Annotated in this window: 21 protein-coding genes; 12 read left to right on the top strand and 9 right to left on the bottom strand. The window is 57.2% G+C overall.

The annotated features are described in order from the left end of the window. Positions 1 to 30 precede the first annotated feature (30 nt). From H598_RS0114435 to H598_RS0114405, 7 genes are all read left to right on the top strand, one after another. Positions 31 to 987: a hypothetical protein gene (locus tag H598_RS0114435; protein WP_028113632.1), complete on the top strand. Its 957-nt coding sequence runs from the start codon at positions 31 to 33 to the stop codon at positions 985 to 987. A gap of 156 nt (positions 988 to 1,143) precedes the next feature. Continuing rightward, positions 1,144 to 1,365: a DUF4177 domain-containing protein gene (locus H598_RS0114430; RefSeq protein WP_028113631.1), complete on the top strand. Its 222-nt coding sequence runs from the start codon at positions 1,144 to 1,146 to the stop codon at positions 1,363 to 1,365. Then, positions 1,362 to 1,616, top strand: coding sequence for a membrane protein insertion efficiency factor YidD (gene yidD / locus H598_RS26110; protein ID WP_245595604.1), 255 nt, complete (start codon positions 1,362 to 1,364; stop codon positions 1,614 to 1,616). The genes H598_RS0114430 and yidD overlap by 4 nt, the downstream gene beginning before the upstream one ends. Beyond that, the gene (locus tag H598_RS0114420; RefSeq protein WP_028113629.1) at positions 1,613 to 2,005 is read left to right on the top strand and encodes a hypothetical protein; all 393 of its coding nucleotides are present in this window, start codon (positions 1,613 to 1,615) and stop codon (positions 2,003 to 2,005) included. The genes yidD and H598_RS0114420 overlap by 4 nt, the downstream gene beginning before the upstream one ends. 92 nt (positions 2,006 to 2,097) lie before the next feature. Further along, positions 2,098 to 3,315 (top strand): peptidase T, encoded by a 1,218-nt coding sequence (gene pepT, locus H598_RS0114415; RefSeq protein WP_028113628.1) that lies wholly within the window; start codon positions 2,098 to 2,100, stop codon positions 3,313 to 3,315. Between the two features lie 72 nt (positions 3,316 to 3,387). Further along, positions 3,388 to 3,723 (top strand): antibiotic biosynthesis monooxygenase family protein, encoded by a 336-nt coding sequence (locus H598_RS25670; RefSeq protein WP_169629285.1) that lies wholly within the window; start codon positions 3,388 to 3,390, stop codon positions 3,721 to 3,723. Between the two features lie 101 nt (positions 3,724 to 3,824). After that, a complete protein-coding gene (locus H598_RS0114405) occupies positions 3,825 to 4,595 on the top strand; it encodes a PDZ domain-containing protein (protein WP_028113627.1) in 771 nt (256 codons plus the stop codon). A 756-nt stretch (positions 4,596 to 5,351) separates the two neighbouring features. On the opposite strand, the gene H598_RS24475 is transcribed toward H598_RS0114405, so the two are convergent. Beyond that, on the bottom strand, positions 5,352 to 7,859 hold the full coding sequence (locus H598_RS24475) for a sensor domain-containing protein (RefSeq protein ID WP_051252743.1): 2,508 nt from the start codon (positions 7,857 to 7,859) through the stop codon (positions 5,352 to 5,354). 316 nt (positions 7,860 to 8,175) lie between these two features. Between H598_RS24475 and H598_RS24470 the strand changes: the two genes are divergently transcribed. Further along, positions 8,176 to 8,871 (top strand): sterol desaturase family protein, encoded by a 696-nt coding sequence (locus tag H598_RS24470; RefSeq protein ID WP_084144479.1) that lies wholly within the window; start codon positions 8,176 to 8,178, stop codon positions 8,869 to 8,871. Between the two features lies 1 nt (position 8,872). Here the strand turns inward: H598_RS24470 and H598_RS0114385 are convergent, their stop codons facing one another. From H598_RS0114385 to H598_RS0114375, 3 genes are all read right to left on the bottom strand, one after another. Continuing rightward, on the bottom strand, positions 8,873 to 9,307 hold the full coding sequence (locus H598_RS0114385; RefSeq protein ID WP_156897063.1) for a GNAT family N-acetyltransferase: 435 nt from the start codon (positions 9,305 to 9,307) through the stop codon (positions 8,873 to 8,875). A 78-nt stretch (positions 9,308 to 9,385) separates the two neighbouring features. Further along, a complete protein-coding gene (locus H598_RS24465; protein WP_156897062.1) occupies positions 9,386 to 9,772 on the bottom strand; it encodes a YybH family protein in 387 nt (128 codons plus the stop codon). A 93-nt stretch (positions 9,773 to 9,865) separates the two neighbouring features. After that, the gene (locus H598_RS0114375) at positions 9,866 to 10,867 is read right to left on the bottom strand and encodes an NADP-dependent oxidoreductase (protein ID WP_028113625.1); all 1,002 of its coding nucleotides are present in this window, start codon (positions 10,865 to 10,867) and stop codon (positions 9,866 to 9,868) included. 153 nt (positions 10,868 to 11,020) lie between these two features. On the opposite strand from H598_RS0114375, the gene H598_RS0114370 reads away from it, so the two are divergent. Further along, on the top strand, positions 11,021 to 11,449 hold the full coding sequence (locus H598_RS0114370) for a MarR family winged helix-turn-helix transcriptional regulator (protein WP_028113624.1): 429 nt from the start codon (positions 11,021 to 11,023) through the stop codon (positions 11,447 to 11,449). Beyond that, the gene (locus H598_RS0114365; RefSeq protein WP_028113623.1) at positions 11,449 to 11,727 is read left to right on the top strand and encodes a hypothetical protein; all 279 of its coding nucleotides are present in this window, start codon (positions 11,449 to 11,451) and stop codon (positions 11,725 to 11,727) included. Before H598_RS0114370 ends, H598_RS0114365 begins: the two co-directional genes overlap by 1 nt. Positions 11,728 to 11,754: 27 nt before the next feature. Here the strand turns inward: H598_RS0114365 and H598_RS24460 are convergent, their stop codons facing one another. From H598_RS24460 to H598_RS0114345, 4 genes are all read right to left on the bottom strand, one after another. Beyond that, entirely contained in the window at positions 11,755 to 13,050 is a 1,296-nt protein-coding gene (locus H598_RS24460) for a lipopolysaccharide biosynthesis protein (RefSeq protein WP_425402364.1), read from the bottom strand. Positions 13,051 to 13,204: 154 nt separating this feature from the next. Beyond that, a complete protein-coding gene (locus H598_RS0114355; RefSeq protein ID WP_028113622.1) occupies positions 13,205 to 13,468 on the bottom strand; it encodes a GrxA family glutaredoxin in 264 nt (87 codons plus the stop codon). 127 nt (positions 13,469 to 13,595) lie between these two features. Then, positions 13,596 to 15,320, bottom strand: coding sequence for a DNA repair helicase RadD (gene radD, locus H598_RS0114350; protein ID WP_035415948.1), 1,725 nt, complete (start codon positions 15,318 to 15,320; stop codon positions 13,596 to 13,598). Between the two features lie 59 nt (positions 15,321 to 15,379). Beyond that, positions 15,380 to 15,640 carry a DUF5062 family protein gene (locus H598_RS0114345; RefSeq protein WP_028113620.1) on the bottom strand — a complete coding sequence of 87 codons (261 nt, stop codon included), beginning with the start codon at positions 15,638 to 15,640 and terminating at the stop codon, positions 15,380 to 15,382. 397 nt (positions 15,641 to 16,037) lie between these two features. On the opposite strand from H598_RS0114345, the gene H598_RS25665 reads away from it, so the two are divergent. Beyond that, positions 16,038 to 17,954, top strand: coding sequence for a sensor domain-containing diguanylate cyclase (locus tag H598_RS25665; protein ID WP_051252740.1), 1,917 nt, complete (start codon positions 16,038 to 16,040; stop codon positions 17,952 to 17,954). Positions 17,955 to 18,095: 141 nt separating this feature from the next. Then, positions 18,096 to 18,293 (top strand): hypothetical protein, encoded by a 198-nt coding sequence (locus H598_RS0114335; protein WP_156897061.1) that lies wholly within the window; start codon positions 18,096 to 18,098, stop codon positions 18,291 to 18,293. Between the two features lie 8 nt (positions 18,294 to 18,301). Here the strand turns inward: H598_RS0114335 and chrA are convergent, their stop codons facing one another. After that, a complete protein-coding gene (gene chrA, locus H598_RS0114330; RefSeq protein ID WP_028113618.1) occupies positions 18,302 to 19,441 on the bottom strand; it encodes a chromate efflux transporter in 1,140 nt (379 codons plus the stop codon). Between the last annotated feature and the right edge of the window lie 29 nt (positions 19,442 to 19,470).

Raw genomic sequence — 19,470 nt, 5'->3', positions numbered from 1 at the left:
GTTCACCAGCCTGAGATGACGGAGGTTCCAATGGCCCAGTTATTACCGGTTATTCCAATTTTGAATCACCTGATCAGCGTGAATGATTTTCTGATCGCCGTACAGCAGGCGCGTTTGCCGCCTGCCATTAGCACTCAGCCGGAAAACCGCACCCTGGTGACCCGGTTTGAGGAGTGGCAACAGCTGCTGTGGCAGGCCTATTACGAGGGGCTGCTCAATGGACAAGTGGTGGCTCAGGCCGATGAGATTCACAACTTGTTCAGTAAGCACATCGAGACCCAGCAGGAGGTGGTTGGCATCCTGTGTGAACCCGACAATCCGGTTCCCAAAGTGATTTCTGTGGTGGATGAGGTGGTGTCCTACATTGCCGACGGTGAGGGGCTGGTCAGGCAACTGGCGGCGATTGCCACAGCCATCGAAGGCGCCGACGAGGCCGAGGTGACTCGGCTGATGGCCTTGGTGGCGCAATTGAACGATGCCTTCGATCAGAGCGAACAAAAGCTGACGGAGTCGGCGCTGTCCATGGGCACCACCGTGGTGGCCACCGCCATTGATGTCAGTGTGGCACTGGCCACCGAGCAGGATCCCATCAAGCCTTTTGCCAAGGGCAGCACCCAGATTGCCAAGGACACGGTTCATGAGGTGGTGTTGTCGGCAACGGCGATGTCGCTGCTCAAACAGTTGCAATCGGCCTGGGCCAAGCTGGATGAGGCCAGCCTGGCCCTGGCGCAGATGAAGATGGTGGTGGCGCAACTGCAGGCGGTGATCGATAAACAGGGGGTGACGCTGTTTGCCCTGTCGCAGGTGGCCAAGGAGTGGCAGCAGGTTGTGGATGTGACGACCGCCTCTGCCGATTCCTGGGCTCTCGGTGGCGCCGATGCCATTAATGAGTGGTCGGCGCGAATGCATCAGGTCAGCTTCAGCGCTGCCAGTCAGACCCTGTCCACCTCCCAACTGCTGGCGGCCGCGCCACAGCTGTTATTGTAGGCCGAATCTGAACGGAGAGCCTCGGTCCTGGCCCTGGTTGGACCGTGGCGAATGTGACCTTGGTTTCTTGATGTGTAATTATTTGTTATCGCAGTTGATTTTTGTATTTTGAACCGAGTAATTTAAACCATCATCGTGGTTTAGTCTGGAAATACAATGTCTCAGTTTAGCGAATACAAAGTGATTCACATCGCCGAAGGCGGCTGCGGAACCCTGTTGCTGGGTTCCAGTGGCCTGCCGTTGAAAAAAGTGGAAGCGACCCTCAACGAGGAAGCCGCCGCCGGCTGGCAATTGGTGTTTCAGGTCATCGAGCGTAAGCGCTTTTTGCTGTTTTGGGAGCGGGAAGCGGTGATCGTGACTCTGGGGCGCACTCGTTGAAACAGCCGCTAGGCTTGGGGCAACGGCTGTGCCTTGCCCTGATTGGTCGCTATCAGCGCGGCGGCGGTGCCCGGCGTTATTTTAATCTCAGCTGTAACTTTGAGCCCAGCTGTTCGGAATACACCCGTCAGGCGATTGCGCGTTTCGGTGCCCGCCGTGGCATTGTGCTCGGTTGGCAGCGGATTCGTCGCTGCAGTGACCCGGATTGTCCCCATATTATTCATGACCCGATTCCCAGGGAGTACCCATGACTCAGCAAAGTGAACAGCTGCGCCAACAGGAAGAGCAATTGAGGCAGGAGATTCGGACGCTGAGTGACCCTCAGCGGCAGCGATACTACGCCATGGAGCGGCAGTTGGTAAAAGATCCGGATACCTATGCCGCCCTGAACTGGTGTTTTGTTGCCGGGTTGCACCACTTCTACCTGAGGCGTTTTGGTCGTGGCATGTTCAATCTGGCGATGATGTTGCTGGGCCTCCTATTGCTGTTGGTATTGCCGCAGCCCTGGGGCTTGGGATTGATCGCCCTGGTGCTGCTACTGGAGTTACCCCAGTTATTTAATGCTCAGAATGTGGTCCACCAGTACAACAACGAGGTCATGGCGCACTGTCTGAGGCAGGTTCGAGCGCACTCAGACTAGGTTGCGTTGGCACAGACGTGATCTGACGCACCCCCAGTGGCTCTTGAGCGCTGGCATAATGGGCGTTTGCCCCTAGCCAGATTAGAGTCCTTATGGAAAAGCTGTTAGATCGATTCCTGCATTACGTTACCTTCGACACCCAGTCCAACGCCACCAGTGAGTCGCTGCCCAGTACTGAGGGACAGTGGGTTCTGGCCCGAGCGCTGCATGACGAGTTGCTGACTCTGGGCCTGACGGACGTCAGCCTGGATGACAACGGCTATGTGATGGCGACCCTGCCGGCCAACATCGACACTCCGGTGCCCTGCATCGGCTTTGTGGCGCACATGGATACCGCCCCGGATGCCTCGGGTAAAGACGTTAAGCCTCAGATTGTTCGAGATTACGATGGCGGCATTATCGCGCTTGGCGAGCAGGGTGATCGCCTGGACCCGGCTCAGTACCCGGTACTGTCCAGCCTTAAGGGGCAGACCTTAATCACCACCGACGGCTCGACGCTGTTGGGGGCCGACAACAAAGCGGGTATTGCCGAGATCATCACCGCCATGATGGTGCTTAAGGCCAACCCGCAGATCCCTCATGGTGACATTCGCATTGGATTCACTCCCGACGAGGAGATTGGCCGTGGAGCCAGTGAGTTTGATGTAGCCAAATTTGGCGCCCAGTGGGCCTATACCATCGATGGTGGTCCGGTGGGGGAGTTGGAGTACGAAAATTTCAACGCCGCCAGTGCCACGTTGCGATTTACCGGTAACTCGGTTCACCCGGGGACTGCCAAAGGCAAGTTGGTCAATGCCCTGACTTTGGCGACTCGTTTTCATCAGCAGATGCCCATCAGCGAAACGCCAGAGCACACCGACGGTTATCAGGGTTTCTACCACCTGGTCGCCATCAACGGTGGTACTGCCGAAGCCAGCCTGAGTTACATTGTGCGGGACTTCTGCCTGACCTCCCTGGATCTGCGTAAAGCCTACCTGGAGGCCCAGGCTCAGGCTTTTACCGCTCAGGGAATGCCTTGTGTACTGGAGTGGCAGGAGGGCTATCGCAATATGAAAGAGCAGGTGCTGCCCCATCCGCACATCATCGAGCTGGCGGAAGATGCCATGCGCAGTTGCGGTATCGAGCCCGACATCAAGCCGATTCGTGGTGGCACCGATGGGGCAGTGTTGTCCTACAAGGGACTGCCGTGCCCCAATGTGTTCACAGGAGGATTTAACTTTCATGGTAAGCACGAATTCATTACCTTAGAGGGAATGGAGCAGGCGGTCGAGGTGATCGTCAAGCTGTGCCAATTGACGGCGCAGCGCTGATTTTGGCCTCGGGCAAACAGAAGCGGCCTCGAGGAGCAGGGGTCACCTATGGGTGACCCCGAGCAGGGAGCGATGATGATAACGGTAATTCTTGAGGTGTATCCCACCGAAACCGGTAAGGGCGCGTTAATGGCCCTAGCCAGTCAACTGCTGGAGCTGATCAATGAGCATCCGGGGCTGATCTCCATCGAGCGCTTCCAGAGCATGATGGATGAGCATCGGTTGTTAAGCCTGTCGTTTTGGCAAAGCACTCAGGACGTCGATCATTGGCATCAGCACCTGAAGCGCATCGTCGCTGAAGACCCCCACCACCGAGACCTGATTCGTCATTATCGCCTTAGAATTTGTAAGGTGATGTTGGATGAGTCCGGCGATCAAGCCAGGCTGTCTCATCTGATTGAGTCGTGACTGCGGTTGATTTCCCTTCGAAAAATCTTGTTTATATCCCGTTTGTAATGTGACTCAGCCTTTGTTTTACTGGGGTTAATTGCCCGAGGGTGAAGGAGGGGATGGTGCAGAAGTCACTGAGCTGGGGAGTGGCCGGAGTGTTGCTGGGGGCGCTTGGCGCCACCGTGCTTGAATCGACGATTTCCGTAGCGCCGGTGGTTGAACTCCCGGCTCCCGAGCCTGCGGCGTTAAAGTTGCTGCAGGAGGAAAACCGGCTGTTGAATCAGGAGTTGGCGCTGTTGATGGCGGTGGTGTACCACATCGCCGAGCGTCATGATATTCCACTGGCCGGCCTTGCCCCGTCGGAGCGTGGTCCCGATCGGACGGCTGCGAGCGTTGCTGTGGACGCCCCCCTGGCCACCGAGACCCCGACTCCCGATAGTGATGAAGTGGGCATGGCCGAGCAGGCACTGGCTCAGATTCAGCAAGCAATGGCGCTGGATCAGGCGTTACAGCACCAGGCGCTGTCCGAAGGCTGGGCCTTCGACGGCTCTTTGAAGCGTCAACGACTGGCGATCTGGCAGCAGGCGCGGCGGTCGGTGTCCAGTGAGGCTTATGGCAGTGCCTTGGCCAGGGCTGGTTTGCCGAATCAATTGTATGTGGGCAGTGTCTATTCCAACAGCGAAGCCAGTCGCCAGGGCGTTAAGCCTGGTGATGTGATCCTGGCCATAGATGGCCAGCGTGCCTTTAATCGCGAAGACCTAAAGTTGGCCGGACTGGCTTCTGAGGGGACCAGTGTCGAAGTGGAATTGATGCGAGGTCATCAGTCTCTGACCGTCTGGTTGTCGTCTTTGGACCGGGGACTGGAGGTGTATAGCCGCAGTGTCCGTTAGCGGCCACAGTCGCCGCGCCAGGGCCGTCGCCCCGCGCTCATTCACTCCGAGCTCTTTTCCTCGATGGGCGGTGTTTAACCGTCACTTCAATCCTCTCGATCAGCTGAGCAGCCGCCAGCAGGGTGTTGGCGTTCTCCAACCGTAATTTGTCGCTTTAGGTTCACAGAGTCCGCAGCGACCTGTGTTGATGTTTTAATTTGAGGTCAAACGAAGACTTCTGTATCTATTCATTGCTGAGTCGTTTCGAACGCAATTTTACCAAAAATCACCGTTGCTACTTGCATTTATATGCACTCCCACCCTCGTTTTAATTTGATGTCTAATCAATTTTTGTGTCATTATGGAGTCCTTGGTTCTCAGACGATGGTAACCCATGCGCTCTGGCGAACTTTGAGACCCCACTCCCTGAGTCGTGCCATCGAATTTTGGCCTGCCAGGGTCAGTCAGCTTTGCCACCGCGGGTGTCAGGCTTTGGCGCTTTGCGGTTCAGTTAAGCCGGGCTTCTGTCTAAGAGAACGGGCGCGGAGGCACGGCCTTCGGCTGCAGACTTTGGCTCATCAGGGGCTGGGGGGTACCCATTTGGCGTGAGGAGAGATGATGAAGATAGTGATTCGAGAGTGCTTCATTCTGTCGGTGTTGTTTATTGCCTTAGGCAGCATTGGCATCATGATCTAGCCTGAGGGGCCTGATCCTCACCGGGTATGGGCTTCGACCGGCAGGACGATGTTGGACGCCATGCCGCTTTCGACTAAGTCGTTACACCAGCGGCGAGGTCTGCTGTTGTGTCAACAGCTTCTGCATGACCGATTCTCCGACCGGCCTGCTGAGCAGAAAGCCCTGGGCCTGGCGACAGCCATTTTGAGCCAGGAATTGCGCCTGCTCCCTGGTCTCCACCCCTTCGGCAATGACATTCAGAGCCAGAGAGTTGCCCATGGAGATGATCGCTTTGGCGATGACCTGATTGTCATTGTCGACGCTGATGCCATGAACAAAGCTCTGATCGATCTTCAGCGTGGTCAGTGGCAATCGCTTCAGGTAGCTGAGGGAGGAGTAGCCGGTCCCGAAGTCGTCGATGGCGATGTGGATTCCCAACGCTCTAAGCTGATCCAGGTTGCGGATAGCGTCATCGGGGTTCTGAATCAGGAAGTTTTCTGTGACTTCCAACTCCAGAGCACTGGCCGGACAGCCGGTTTGCTTGAGTACCGCCTGAACCTCGCTGGTAAAGTTCCGCCGTAACAGTTGCGGGCCCGCGACATTCACCGCAATTCGGCCAAACTCTAACCCCTGAGACAGCCATTGGCTGGCCTGATGACAGGCTTGAGTCAACACCCACAGGCCAATGTCGGTGATCAGCCCCATGCGCTCGGCAATACTGATAAACCGGGCCGGCGCCAGCACCCCCAGTCTGGGGTGGTGCCAGCGGATCAGCGCTTCGATGCCGACGATGCGGTTTGATGCCAGTTCGTATTGCGGCTGATAGTTCAGGCGCAACTCGTGGTTGGCGACGGCATCGTGGAGATCACTCTGCAGCTTCAGGTGCTCCAATGAACGCTCATTCTGTGCCTGAGTGAAAAACGAGAAGCTGTTGCGTCCCTGCTGTTTAGCACGATACATGGCGTTGTCGGCGTGTTTCAGCAGGGTGTCACTGTCGTGGCCGTCCTGGGGGTACAGGGCGATGCCCAGGCTGGAGGTCAGGCGTAACTGATCGCCACTGCCCAGAACTATCGGGCGCTCAAACAGGGCCATCAGTTTGCTGACCACCGCCGTGGCCGCCTGGCTATCGGAAATGCCCGACAGCAGCACCACAAATTCGTCCCCTCCGATCCGGGCGACGGTATCGACCTGGCGAACCTGTTGTTTCAGCCGCTTGGCGACTTCGCACAACACTTCGTCTCCCACCAGGTGGCCGGCACTGTCGTTGATCAGTTTGAAATGGTCGACGTCGACAAACACCACCGCCATCTGCTGATGGTGTTCTTCGGCCCGCTCGATGGCCAACTTGAGTTCCGCTTGCATCTTGGCCCGGTTGGGCAGTCCGGTGAGCGGATCGTGGTAGGCCATGTGGGCCAGGCGCTCCTCGGCCTGCTTTTGCTCCGAGATGTCGGCAAACACCGCCACGTAATATCGAATGCGTTGGTGGTCGTCGTACACCGCGCTGAGGGTGGTCATCTGAGGGTAGAGGCTGCCGTCCTTGCGGCGGTTCCACAACTCACCTTGCCATTGGCCCTCCTGAGTGAGGGATTGCCACATCGCTTCGTAGAAGCCAGTGTCGTAACGGCCGGATTTGAGAATGCGGGGGTTGAGGCTGAGCGCCTCCTCACGTCGGTAGCCGGTAATATCAGTAAAGGCGTTATTGACTTCGATAATGGTGCCGTGGCGATCGGTAATCAGGACCCCTTCGACCGAGTTGGCAAACACCGTGGCTGCCAGGGACAACTGATCCTGAAACGCCTTTCTCTGGCTGATGTTACGGGTCATGCCGATGACGCCCACCACCTCACCGGACTCGGAAATCACCGGACTCTTGGTGGTTTCCAGCCAGCGGCTCTGATCCGAGTCATCGGCATCGGCACACTCTTCGGTGACGATGGGCTTGCCACTGCGGATGGCGTTGCGGTCGGCGGCATCAAAAATGGCACTGCGTTCGGGCCCAAACAGCTGCAAGTCGTTTTTGCCGATGGGGGAGGTGCCCCAGTCACGGCTGACGTTGTGGTTGGCACAGACATAGACGCCCTGCAGATTCTTGATCCAGATATGGCCTTCGATGCTGTTGATGAATGCCTGCAGTGTCGGCAATGAGGGAGGCGTAGACTGGCTTCGTTGCTGATTGAGTTGGCTGAGGCTGTGCTGCTGCAACCGGGCCAGGTCCCGCTGAATGCGGCCCGCCAGGTTGTCGGCAAAGATAAGCGCATCGTCGCAGAGCAGGGAGTCATTGCCGGTGCACAGGCACAGAATTCCGAACAGGGCCTGAGTGGGAAAGAACAGCTCAATCATCAGTTGCGGTGCAGGCGCCGCGTCGGTCGGAGTCATGCTCGTGGTAAAGGCCGTCTCGGTGATCCGCTTGGCGGTGACTTCCTGCATCAGTTGACGCTGTTCGTCCTCAGTCAGGGCCGGGGACGCGAGCAGAGGCTGCAGGGCATCGTCGTGGTCCAGGAAGGCGATGAGGGCGTGGGCTCCCAGGGAGCGTTCCAGCAGCTGCAGGCCGGGCAGCCACTGTTTGGCTGTGTCTTGTACCTTTGACAGCTCAACTTGTTGATAATCCATTATGACTCCGCGCCACCTGCCATTTACGCCTTAGCGAATTACTCTAAACATCTGTTGTTAATGGTTTTATTTGTAAATCTGATGCCATTTTGGTGGGGTATTATGTCACTTTGTTGGGGTGTTTTGAACAGATTGTGCCATGGAAAGGTCTTATGAGTGAATGCGTCGTGGCAATGGGCATTGGAGTTTGCGCGGTCGTCGATAGTGAGTGCCTGTTTTATTTTAGTTTTGTTCATTGATGATTTTTCCGGCGGTTGTAGTTTGGTGGCAATGCCGTTAGCTTGAGCGATCGGGCATAGCAAAGGGAATCGCCAGCATGGATACGATGGAGCAGCAACGGGCTTTTCAGCGACACTACCGGCAGGGGGTATCGGCCAATTACCGCGGGCCTTGGCATGCGGCGGCTGTGGCGCTGCTGGGAAGCGGAGTGATCGCCCTGGCTCTGGGACAACTGGAGTCGGTGTCGGGGTGGCAATGGTGGACAGTGGCGGTGGCCCTGTTGATCGCCAATGTGCTTGAGTACGTCGCTCATCGCTGGCTCGGGCACCGGCGGACCCGAATTCTGCCGTTGTTTTATCAACGTCACAGTGGCGATCATCATCGTTTTTTCACTCACCAGGATCTGCTGTGTCGGGACAGTCGCGATTGGCGGGTGGTGCTGTTTCCGCTGTATCTGATTGTGGTGATCAGCCTAAGCAATGCGGCGGTTGGACTGTTGTTGTCAGCATGGTTGGGGGCCAACAGTGGTTGGTTGTGGCTGGCGACGACGGTGGCCGCCTACCTGTGGTACGAGGTCAGCCACTTCTGCTGGCATCTGCCGGCGACTCACCGGTTGTTCCGAATAGGGTGCTTGGCCAGAATGCGCGAGCGCCATCGACTGCATCATCACCCGAAACGAATGAATCGAGTCAACTTTAACATTACCTGGCCGCTCACTGATTGGTTGCTGGGTACCGGTTCTTTGACGCCCAGCCAGGACGACGTTGATGGTGGCCTGTCGCAGCAGCGATGACTTACATCTGGGCGTTGAGTTCTTTCTTTAGGAAAAAGCTGACATACCCCGGAGGCATGTCTTCCAGCTTGGCAAAGACTTCGTAGCTGTGTTGCTGGTAGAACTCCAGTGCCATGAAGTTGGTGGTTTTGATGTGGATGCCGTGAGCGCCTTTGGCGTGGGCGTACCCCTCCAGTTGAGCAAGCAGCCGCGAGCCGGCTCCCTGTCGTCGCTGGCACTCCTGAACCCAGATGCCGTCGACATGGAGCCAGCCAAGCTTTACCTCACCGGCGATGCCACCAACGATGTCATCACAGCTGTTTTTAATGAAGCAGGCAATTTTTTCATGTTGCAGGCTGCCACTGACCGCATCGTTAAAGCCGGTCAGTCCTTGCTTTAGTGCCGCGATCTCGTTGTCGTTGGGTGGGGCGACCTGCGTGAATTGCAAACTGTCCATGTCGATCCTTGGTCGAAGCGTCAGCCCTTTAAATTAGCGGCAGCTGAAGCAAGTTGCAACTGTGGGGCAGAGGGGGAATTAGTATTGCTCCAGTATTTCAAACGCATCGTGGGTCAGTTTCCAGTGGCCGTCGGCCTGACGTTGCCACTGTTCCAAGGTGATGATGCCATGGCCGATGTTCATTGACCACTCGCTGCCCAGCTGGACATTGTTGTCATCGATGAGTTTCAGCCAGGTTTTGCGGTAACAGAGGTCGGCGGCGCCCGATTGCATGATGCCCTGCCAGAACTCGCGAATGGCATCGCGTCCCTCGAAGCGCCCCATGGGAATCACTTCGAGTTGGGCTTCTTCGGTGTAGCTGGCGACGCAGTAGTCGAGATTGCCGTGATTGAACTGGTTAATCCAGTTTTGGCTGGCCTTTAAGGCATTGATCAACGCATGGTGATGCACTATTCCTTCCTCCACTGGCGCGACATTCCCTGACCCGTACCAGTAAGCATAACACTGAGTTGGGGTTGGCGCCGGAAGGGAGTGGCGCCAACCCCGGGCAAACGGCGGTTAGTCGGCCAGTTTCACCAGCATCTTGCCGTTGTTTTTGCCTTCAAACAGGCCAATGAAGGCATTGGCTGCCTGCTCCAGTCCGTGATAAACGGTTTCCTGAGCCTGAATTTTTCCTTCGGCAAGCCACTGGCCCATCTGGGCGGCGAATTCGCCATAATGATCCCAGTGATCAAACACGATAAAGCCTTCCATCTTCAGCTTCTTGATGATCAGGTTGGCCAGGTTGGCCGGCCCGGGTTGAGCCTCGGTGTCGTTGTACTGGGCTATCATGCCACACACTGCGATGCGGCCATGATCGTTCATGTGGTTCAACACCGCTTCGAGATGATCGCCGCCGACATTTTCAAAATAGACATCGATGCCCTGTGGTGCGGCGGTGGCGATGGCGTCGCTGAGGGAGGCCACCTGCTTGTAGTTGATCACCTCATCCACACCCAGCTGTTTCAACTGGGCTACTTTTTCGGCCGAGCCGGTGGAGCCGATGACGGTGCAGCCTGCCAGTTTGGCGATCTGACAGGCGGCGCTGCCGACAGCACCCGATGCCGCCGACACAAAGACGGTGTCGCCGGCTTTGAGCGATGCAATGCGATTGAGTCCGACCCAGGCGGTCATGCCGGGCATGCCCATAATGCCGAGGAAACTCTGCAGCGGCAGCGGAGTGTCAGGCAGGCGGGTCAATTCGTCGCCATTACTGATGAAGTGGCTGCGCCAGCCCAGCATGCTGCTGACATGACTGCCGACGGAAAAATCCGGGTGTTGGGACTCAATCACTTCGCCGATGGCACCGCCCTCCAGTGGCTCGCCCAGCTGAAAGGGGGCGATGTAACTCTTGCGGTCAATCATACGGCCACGCATGTAAGGGTCGACCGACATCCACAGGTTTTTAATCAGTACCTGCCCGGGTTGAAGCGGCGCCAGCTCCTGGGACTGCAGTTGAAAATTGTCAGCGGTAGGCAGGCCTACCGGGCGACTGGCCAGAGTAATCATGTGGCTGTTCATGGTTTATCCTTAATGACTGTTGTGCAATTGGTTTGCGCGCTAACTAATGTCGCCACTGTAGCGCATGAACTGTTTGAGCACAAATGTTTTGCGCGCTAATTATTTGAGAAATGCTTGCGGACGGGTATGATGCAGCTTCACTCGGGAGAATTTATGAAACCGCAATTGTCAGACAACCTGTGTTTTGCCCTCTATACCGCCAGTAATGCGCTGACTCGAGCGTACCGGCCTCTGCTGGAGCGATTTGATCTGACCTATGGTCAGTATCTGGTGATGCAGGCGCTGTGGCTGGAGGACAGGGTCAGCCTGACCGAACTGTCCCGACAAACCCGGCTCGACCCCGGTAGCCTGACCCCGGTGGTTAAGCGCCTGGAAGGAAAAGGGATGTTGACCCGTACCGTCAGCAGTGAGGATGAACGCCGCAAGGTGATTGCCCTGACCGAAACTGGCCAGGCGCTTCAACAACAGGCGGCGGCACTGAAGACTGAGCTGGAGCAAAAAACCGACATCGACCCTGAAGTGATCGATACCCTGCGCCGTCATTGCCTGACCCTGGCCGATCAACTGACCAGGGTATGCTGATGAAAGCCTCCGACCCCACGGCCCTGACTCAGCGGCATCGGCAACTGGTTCACTCCGAGTTTATGAAAGTGGTGTCTCACGTGCAGCGGGACAGCGGCGACTGGATCAGCAATACCCTGATGCTGGAGGGCCACTCTGTGGCCTTCAAATATAAGCGCAAACAGCGTTACCAAAGTTTGAAAGGGGCCCGGGTCAATCTGACTTACTACGCCGATGTGGAGAGTGTCGCCGGATTTGAGGTCGAGGTGATGAAGGTGGTTCGCATTAAACGCAGTTGAGTCCGGGAGCCGCTGCGCCTTGGTCGCCTAAGCGGTTTGCAGCCCGGAACCAGGGTGGCGCCGCTGCAGCTGGTGTTCGGCGAACATCGACAGAACGAACATCATCACGTAGCCGCAGCCTTGGGCAATCACCACCGCCACCACGTTGTCGGTGAGCAGGGTTAGGATGCTGTAGCTGATCAGCAGGGTCACAATGCCGGTCAGTCGAATGGCCAGGCTCAGGGTAAAACGGCCGTTGGCCTTAATGTAAGCCAGTTGGTAGGCGTTCAGCATCATAAAGACAAAGAACAGGGCCAGGTGGGTGAGCACCGGCGCCGCCTGGGCGTACTCTTCGGGAAACAGCCAGCCAATCAGGGTGTCACCAAACAGGGCGGTGATAGCAAAGAACGTGACTCCGACCGTTCCTGACAATCGAAAAACCCAGCGCTTGATCGCCTCGACCTGATGATGAGCGCCATCGCGAAGACAATGGGTTAACTCCGGCAACACGAAGCGGTAGATGGGGAAGACGAACAGCAGCGTCATGTAGGTCAGGATCGGCCGTATCACCACCTGAAAGTCCCCCAATTCGCTGATGCTGAAGTCGCGAATGGTCAGCAGCACCGTGATGTAGATCATCAGGATACTGGCACCGGCCTCAAGGGCGGCGGTAAAGCTCTTCTTCACATAGGCCACCATCGCCGGTTCCATCTGCACTTTGCCAATGGGTTGAGTGGCGATCACCTTGCGCCGCTGACGCAACATGTAGATGGCGGTGCTGCCGCTGGAGAGAATCATGCTGTAAAACAGGGCCTGCATGGCGCCCAGTTGCAGCCCAAACCACAACACCAGGAAGAAGCCGATGTTGGCCAGCGGTTCTATCCAGGTAAAACGGTTGCTGAGGTGGTACAGGCGGTACATTCCCAGAAGATTACTGGCGTAGACCTTCAGTCCCATGGCCATGATGACCCCCACCAGCTCGAAATAGCCCACATCGATGTGGAGGCGGTGCTTGATGTAAGGGATGACCAAGCCCCAAGTCAGCAGCACCATCAGGATTAAGCTGATGCGAAAGATGTTGATGATATCGCGGTCTTTGCGGGTCTGGCTGTAGCTGACCACCATCGAGGAACGGAATCCGGTCAACAGGATCAGCGACAGCGAGATGACGTCGATGACGGTGTTATAGAGAGCGAGGTCCGACTTGGCTACCCACTGAGCCAGCCACAGTTTAAAGCCAAATCCCAGGCCGATGCTGGCCAGTGTCGCCACGATGCCGTTGAAAAACGCCTGTTTAAGGATCAGTAATCGCTCTGAACTGGCTTGGGTGGCGATGTGGGGCACAGCGGTCGATTCCTTGGAATGGGATGAGAGTGGTCAGTGTCGCTTGAATTGCCATTAATTGCAAATGATAATCGTTTCTATTTGTGAAGGTGTGAGAGGGATCTCGGTGTTGAAGGGGCATTGCGGAAACGTCCTGTTTCCGCCCTTGGTGCGGTTAGGCGTACAGGCCCAGATTTTCTTTGGCGTAGGCTTCAAATTCGGTGCAACCGCCAACGTGTTCCTGATCGATGAAGATCTGAGGCACGGTAGCAACCGGTTTACCGACGGTCTTTTCCAGATCTTCCTTGCTGATGCTTTCGGCGTGCATGTCCACATAGCGGAACTTAAAGTCCTCGCGGGATTCGGTCAGGGATTCGGCGATCTGTTTGGCACGAACGCAGTAAGGGCAGCCGGGACGGCCAAAAATGACAACAAACATGGGGTTCTCCATCAAAATTCTGACTAATTTATACCATACATTGCGGCTAACGCTAAATTGGGTTTTTTATACTGTAAAACGAATTTTCTTTATTTTATATGGGGTTATCACAGTTCAATCGGTATCACTAATAAGCACTATCGGCTTTCCGGTAGCGACCTCGATAGTCAAACAGGGTCTCGATCACCTTCCAGCCGTATTTTTCTTTGCGGGCCACCACAAAGTCGGGGTGGCGAAACAGTGACGCCGAGGCCAGAATCGCCTCCACGTTCGGCAGTCGCAGAGGCGTGCCCGGGGCACGCAGGTGCATGCGAGCAAAGTTGTGGTAAAAGGCGCCTTTTTGACCCGCAGTGGTAAAGCCAAAGTGTTGGCTGACCTCGGTGCCGTCTTCGTCGAACCAACTGACCTTGACGCCCGCCTGGCCGGATTTGAGCTGGACCGGGCTAAAGGCGATGCCGGCGCAGCGCAGAACCAGGTAATCCTTGAGTTTCAATACCTCTTTGAGGCGTTTATCCGGGTCCACCAGGGCGGTATCACACTGGTGGCAGTGGCGAGCGGCGATGTCATTTTCGGCCAGGCAGTTAGGGCACTCTTTGAATCGAAATCGAAAATCGCACTGCTGTTGAGTGTTACCGTCTTCGATCAATGCCTGGCAGCGGCGGCCAAAGTGCTCGAGAATGCAGCCGTTGTCATCCACCTTGCCCCAGAAATGGTTGTGGTGACCGCATTTGGGGCAGGGAACCTCGACGACACTGGCGTCGGCTTTGGGCTTGGGTTCGCCCACCTCCGGAGAGAACAGCGAATAGCCATTGCCGGCAAAATCCAGCACCAGGCACTCGGTCTTTCCCGGATGCAGCCTCAGTCCCCGCCCCACCATCTGCTGGAACAGCGCCACCGAATCGGTACGCCTCAGGATGGCGATCAGGTCGATGTGCGGGGCATCAAAACCGGTGGTTAACACCGAGACATTGACCAGGTACTTGAGTTTCTGCTGCTTGAATTGATGGAGGATGGTGTCCCGCTCCGGCCCCGGGGTGGCGCCGGTGATCAGGGCGCTGTCCCCGGCAGGCAGTTTGCCGACAATCTCCTCGCCATGGCGTACCGAGGCGGCAAACACCAGCACCCCTTGATGCTGCGGCCCCAGCTTTACCAGCTGATCACAGATCAGGCTGGTGGCTCGGCCCTGGTTGATCAGCATGGTGTCCGGATCGTCGTTGTCGCTGGGCAGCAGCAACGAGGCCACGGCGCCGTCGATGATGCGAGCCGGAGTCAGGAACTTTTCCTTGATCAACTGACCGATGGGCAGCTCGAACAGGCAGGTTTTAAAGGGCTTAGGATCGGCACTACGCAGGGTGCCGTTGCTGTGCTGTTGGTAGATCCAGCCCTGGTCCAACCGATAAGGGGTGGCCGTCAGCCCCAGTATTTTCAGCGACGGATTGGCGTGATTCAGGGCATCAATCACCTGTTTATACTGGCTGTCGCCACTGAGGTTGACCCGGTGGCACTCGTCGATGATCACCATGGAGAAGGCCTGGTCACAGGCCTTAGGAGCGGCGGCCAGGGATTGAATCGAGGCAAATACCACCTTTCCATCGGCTTGCTTCTTACCCAGGCCGGCGGAGAAGATGTCGGCATTCTGGCCCATGGCCACCAGCTTGCTGTGATTCTGTTCCACCAACTCCTGTACATGGGTCAAGACCAACACCCGCCCCCGGGCCAATCGCGCCAGTTCGGCGATGATGACGCTTTTTCCGGCACCGGTGGGCAGCACCAGTAGCGCCGGGCTCTGGTGCAGACGAAAGTGACGAATCACCGCCTGAACCGAGGCGTGTTGGTATGGACGAAGTTGCATCAATCTGTTGGCCGTACGCTGGACAGTGAAGACGGTGCGGCAAGCCGCACCCGGGGAAATTATTGCAGTAGGGGGTGGTCTTTGGGCAGTTTGCCGGCGATCCATTTCACCAGTCGGTGCTTCATGTTGACACCGTTTTCCTGCTCCTGAGGCAGGGGCGTCAGCAGCTTGTCGTGCACCAGCAAACGGTAGATGCACTCTACCTTCTGATCCGCCGAATCGGTGCCACTGAAAGAGTGGTAGCCTGCCTTGACGGCGTAGGCTTCACCTATCTGCATCGCTTTCTTCAGTAACGCTTTTTCGTTTTTGATCTTGGACATTGCGAATTCGCCTTCGAAGAATCGTGTTTCTCTTTCTACACCTCCAGCAGGCAATTATCAATCGGGGTCCTCGTCGGGGATCGCTTTGATGACTCAAATGACCAACAATTGGCCGCCAGTCGTCGGCATGGGGGTGAAGTCTGACTGTGATCGCGTTTTAACTTTTTATGAATTCCTCGGTCAACGCCTTCGAGGTGGGACCACCGAGAGGCCAATATGGGGCGAAATGGGGCCAGGAATCCCCCAAAATGGGACTGTTGCGTTGACCGCAAATGCGGTAGGGCGTCGAAGGAGGGCCGTGGCCCGGGCCGAAACGACCACAGCGCGGACCACTGTCAGTTAGCGGCGTTTGCGGTAGCATGCCTCCTTATTGGGTGCAGCGGACTGGTTTCGATTCATGAGTAGAGAGAGCTTTATCAACCGGTGGCTGAGCAAGCGGTCGCTGAGCAACCGTAACAGTTACCTGCTGTTGTCGGTGTGTTTTATCGTGTTCGGCATTGCCGTGGCCTTGTTGTCGTCACTGATCAACTATCGGTTGCAGTCTACCAACATCGACCAGTCGGTAGAGCACAGGTTTGATGCGGAAAAAAACCTGAAACTGGAAAAGCTGCGTACCTCGGTGGCGTCATTGGAGTCAATGGTGACCGCTCTGGCGGAGAACCCGCTAACACTGGCGTACATCGATGCCCCCTCTGAGGAGCGGTTGCAGGCCATGAACAATCTGTTCCTGATGTCGGCTCGGTCGCAACCAGAGTACATGCAGGTCCGTTATCTGGATCGTTCCGGCATGGAACGGGTTCGAGTGGATCGTCGGCGCGGCGACATCAACCCGGCTCTGGTCAGCCCGGATCGGTTGCAGAATAAGAGTCAGCGCTACTATTTTGCCGAGACCCGTCATCTGCCGGCGCGACAGCACTGGCACTCCAAACTGGATCTGAACAGGGAAAACGGTGCCCTGGAGCAGCCGATTCGGCCGACGTTCCGGGTGGCGACCCCGATCTATGTGGACAACCGCTTTGCCGGAATGGTGATCATCAATACCGAAGCCAAGCTGATGCTCAAGGAGTTAACCCGGGCGGTGGATTTCGAAGTGCTGCTGGTGGATGGCGATGGGGAGGTGCTGGTCAGCCCGAATTCGGCTCAATCCTGGAGTCGCTATCTGCCCAATCGCAGCACCCTGTTCGATATGATGCCGGCATTGGCGCCGGCAATACTGGCAGGCAGTGACAGTCGCAATACTCAGGTGCACAGCTTCAGCATCGATGAGTTGTTTGATAACGGCGAAAAGCTCAAGGTGATCATGACGCCCACCCGCGAGTCGCTGACCCAGATGATGGAAGCCAATACGCTGGCGGCACTGTTGATTGCCGGCAGCGTTATTTTGATCTCCTTTCCGTTGTCCTGGGTGGCAGCAGTGGTTCCGGCGCACTTGCAGAACCGATTACAGGATACTCTCGGGGAGTTGAGGCGAACCACCGAGCGTCTGGATCAGCATGTGATTACCAGCAGCGCCGACGCCCAGGGCAGAATCACTCAGGCCAGCAGTGCGTTTTGCGAGACCTCCGGATACAAGCTGTGGGAGCTCAAGGGCAAAACCCACGCCGTGGTTCGCCACCCAGAGAACCCGCTGCAGCAGCACCAGGAGATTCGACAGGCGCTGTCCAACGGCCTGAGTTGGCGCGGAGAACTGAGGAACTTGCACAAAGAGGGCCAGGAGTACTGGGTGGATACGGTGATCACTCCGGAACTGGACAGTAAAGGTCAGGTGATCGGTTTCTCGCAGGTGGCCACCGACATCACCGATCGTAAAGCCATCGAAAAGATGTCGGTTACCGACGTGCTGACCAATGTTCACAACCGTCGTCGCCTCGATCAGCTGATGCTGGCGGAGATGGAGCGTTATCAGCGTTATCAGCAGTTTTTCTCTGTGATTCTGATGGATCTGGACCACTTTAAGGCCATCAACGACAGCTTGGGTCACCAGATCGGGGATGAGGTGCTGGTGCAGGTTGCCCAGAGCATGAAGGAGAACGTGCGTAAGGTGGATCACCTGGGGCGCTGGGGCGGCGAGGAGTTCCTGGTGATCTGTTCGGGCACCGACGAAGCCAGCGCCGGTCTGTTGGCAGAAAAACTGCGTGCATTGATCGAGCAGATGCCGATGGCAACCTCGGTAACCGCCAGTTTCGGGGTGGCGCAGACGTTGCCGGGCGAGCGTCTCAACCAACTGATCAAACGAGTGGACCAGTCGTTGTACCGCGCCAAGGAGCAAGGGCGCAACCGGGTGGTACTGGCGTCCGGTGCCAGCCTCAGTTAATGGCTCCTTCCGTCCTTGCCCCGCTTCGGCGGGGTTTTTTATGGCCGTTAGCCACCGGTCACAGACAGCTGGGGCCCAATGGGGCTAACCTGAGCCGCACAGAGAAGCGGCCATGGCCACCAAGATGATGAGTGACGCAGTATGAATTGGATGATGGGAGCCGGCCTGGCGGTCATAGCCCTGGTGCTGGGGGCTGTGTTGAAGCGGGTGCTGGCGCCACCGAAGCCGCAACTGGTGGTGCAGCCGCCTCAGCAGCGCCCCTGTCCGCGGTGTAAGTTCACCCTGGGTTATGCCGACGCCCCCTGTCGCAAGTGCAAAATCTACCCGCAGCCGGAGTGACGGGGCGATCACACCAGGGTTGGCACCACGCCGATGAGCAAAAAGCCAGCCACCAGCGCCACAATGGGCATTTTCATGCCCCTGAGCAGCGCCAACCCCAGCAGCACCTGGGCCATATCCTGCCCGGACGCGACTGAGGACACAAACACCGGGTCGTACAGGGCGGCGATCAGGATGCCAACCACACTGGCATTGACCGCTTCAATGGCTCCGGCACAACGGGGATGGCAGGCCAGGGATTGCCAGCGCCCCAACACCGTCAGCAGCAACAGAAACCCCGGCAGAAAGATGGCGATGGTGGCCAGCAGGGCTCCGATGAGCGGGGTTGTCGGTGACAACTGAAACCCCAGAAATGTGGCCAGGGTGAACATGGGGCCGGGCATCGCCTGGGCGGCCGCGTAACCGCCGAGGAACTGCTCAGGGCTCAGGGTGTCTCCAACGAGCTGCTGTAACAGTGGCAATACCACGTGGCCACCGCCAAAGACCAGGGTGCCGGCCTGATAGAACTGGCCAAACAGCTGTGCCAGTGGTTGGCCGGGAAGCGCCAGTGGCAACAGCATCAGGGCGGCAAACAGCAGCAATGGCCTCCAGCGCCAGTGCCCGTCGACTGCTTCGTAGGCCGGAGTCGCTCGCCCCCGCCGGGCCCCCAGCAGCGCCGCCATCAGCAGCACCAGCATCTGGGTTGCCAGAGTCGGAGCCATCAGCAGTACCGCGGCACTGAGGATGGCCACGGAGGCGGTGACCCGATGGCGACAGAAGTTATTGAACATCCCCAGGGCTGCGTCTGCCACCACCACCACGGCCAGCAGTTTGAGTCCGTGAACCACTGCGACAAAACTGTGGCTGTCCTGCCATTGGTGGCTGGCCATGGCCAGCATCAACATCAGCAGCACCGAGGGCAGGGTAAAGCCGACGAAGGCCGCGATGGCCCCGGGTAACCGCCGGCGCTGATAGCCAATGGCGAACCCCAGTTGACTGGAGCCTGGGCCGGGAAGGAACTGGCTTAAGGCCACGAATTGGGCAAACTGCTGGTCGCTGAGCCAGCGGCGTTGGCTTACAAAGGCACGCCTGAAGTAGCCGATGTGGGCTGCCGGGCCGCCAAAACTGATGCAGCCAAGAAGAAAAAAAGTTTTAAAAACAGCAAACATAGCCGGTTACCTGAAGGAGTCTTGGCAAG

The sequence above is a fragment of the Ferrimonas kyonanensis DSM 18153 genome, from assembly GCF_000425405.1.
Lineage (GTDB): Bacteria > Pseudomonadota > Gammaproteobacteria > Enterobacterales > Shewanellaceae > Ferrimonas > Ferrimonas kyonanensis.
The sequence above is the reverse complement of the archived record's forward strand: the minus strand, read 5'-3'. Positions and strand labels throughout refer to the sequence as shown.

Bases quoted from the DNA above. Each gene is read 5' to 3' on its own strand.
- H598_RS0114435 (WP_028113632.1), top strand. From the start codon at position 31: ATGGCCCAGTTATTACCGGTTATTCCAATTTTGAATCACCTGATCAGC.
- H598_RS0114430 (WP_028113631.1), top strand. From the start codon at position 1,144: ATGTCTCAGTTTAGCGAATACAAAGTGATTCACATCGCCGAAGGCGGC.
- H598_RS0114420 (WP_028113629.1), top strand. From the start codon at position 1,613: ATGACTCAGCAAAGTGAACAGCTGCGCCAACAGGAAGAGCAATTGAGG.
- pepT (WP_028113628.1), top strand. From the start codon at position 2,098: ATGGAAAAGCTGTTAGATCGATTCCTGCATTACGTTACCTTCGACACC.
- H598_RS25670 (WP_169629285.1), top strand. From the start codon at position 3,388: ATGATGATAACGGTAATTCTTGAGGTGTATCCCACCGAAACCGGTAAG.
- H598_RS0114405 (WP_028113627.1), top strand. From the start codon at position 3,825: ATGGTGCAGAAGTCACTGAGCTGGGGAGTGGCCGGAGTGTTGCTGGGG.
- H598_RS24475 (WP_051252743.1), bottom strand. From the start codon at position 7,859: ATGGATTATCAACAAGTTGAGCTGTCAAAGGTACAAGACACAGCCAAA.
- H598_RS24470 (WP_084144479.1), top strand. From the start codon at position 8,176: ATGGATACGATGGAGCAGCAACGGGCTTTTCAGCGACACTACCGGCAG.
- H598_RS0114385 (WP_156897063.1), bottom strand. From the start codon at position 9,307: ATGGACAGTTTGCAATTCACGCAGGTCGCCCCACCCAACGACAACGAG.
- H598_RS0114375 (WP_028113625.1), bottom strand. From the start codon at position 10,867: ATGAACAGCCACATGATTACTCTGGCCAGTCGCCCGGTAGGCCTGCCT.
- H598_RS0114370 (WP_028113624.1), top strand. From the start codon at position 11,021: ATGAAACCGCAATTGTCAGACAACCTGTGTTTTGCCCTCTATACCGCC.
- H598_RS0114365 (WP_028113623.1), top strand. From the start codon at position 11,449: ATGAAAGCCTCCGACCCCACGGCCCTGACTCAGCGGCATCGGCAACTG.
- H598_RS0114355 (WP_028113622.1), bottom strand. From the start codon at position 13,468: ATGTTTGTTGTCATTTTTGGCCGTCCCGGCTGCCCTTACTGCGTTCGT.
- radD (WP_035415948.1), bottom strand. From the start codon at position 15,320: ATGCAACTTCGTCCATACCAACACGCCTCGGTTCAGGCGGTGATTCGT.
- H598_RS0114345 (WP_028113620.1), bottom strand. From the start codon at position 15,640: ATGTCCAAGATCAAAAACGAAAAAGCGTTACTGAAGAAAGCGATGCAG.
- H598_RS25665 (WP_051252740.1), top strand. From the start codon at position 16,038: ATGAGTAGAGAGAGCTTTATCAACCGGTGGCTGAGCAAGCGGTCGCTG.
- H598_RS0114335 (WP_156897061.1), top strand. From the start codon at position 18,096: ATGAATTGGATGATGGGAGCCGGCCTGGCGGTCATAGCCCTGGTGCTG.
- chrA (WP_028113618.1), bottom strand. From the start codon at position 19,441: ATGTTTGCTGTTTTTAAAACTTTTTTTCTTCTTGGCTGCATCAGTTTT.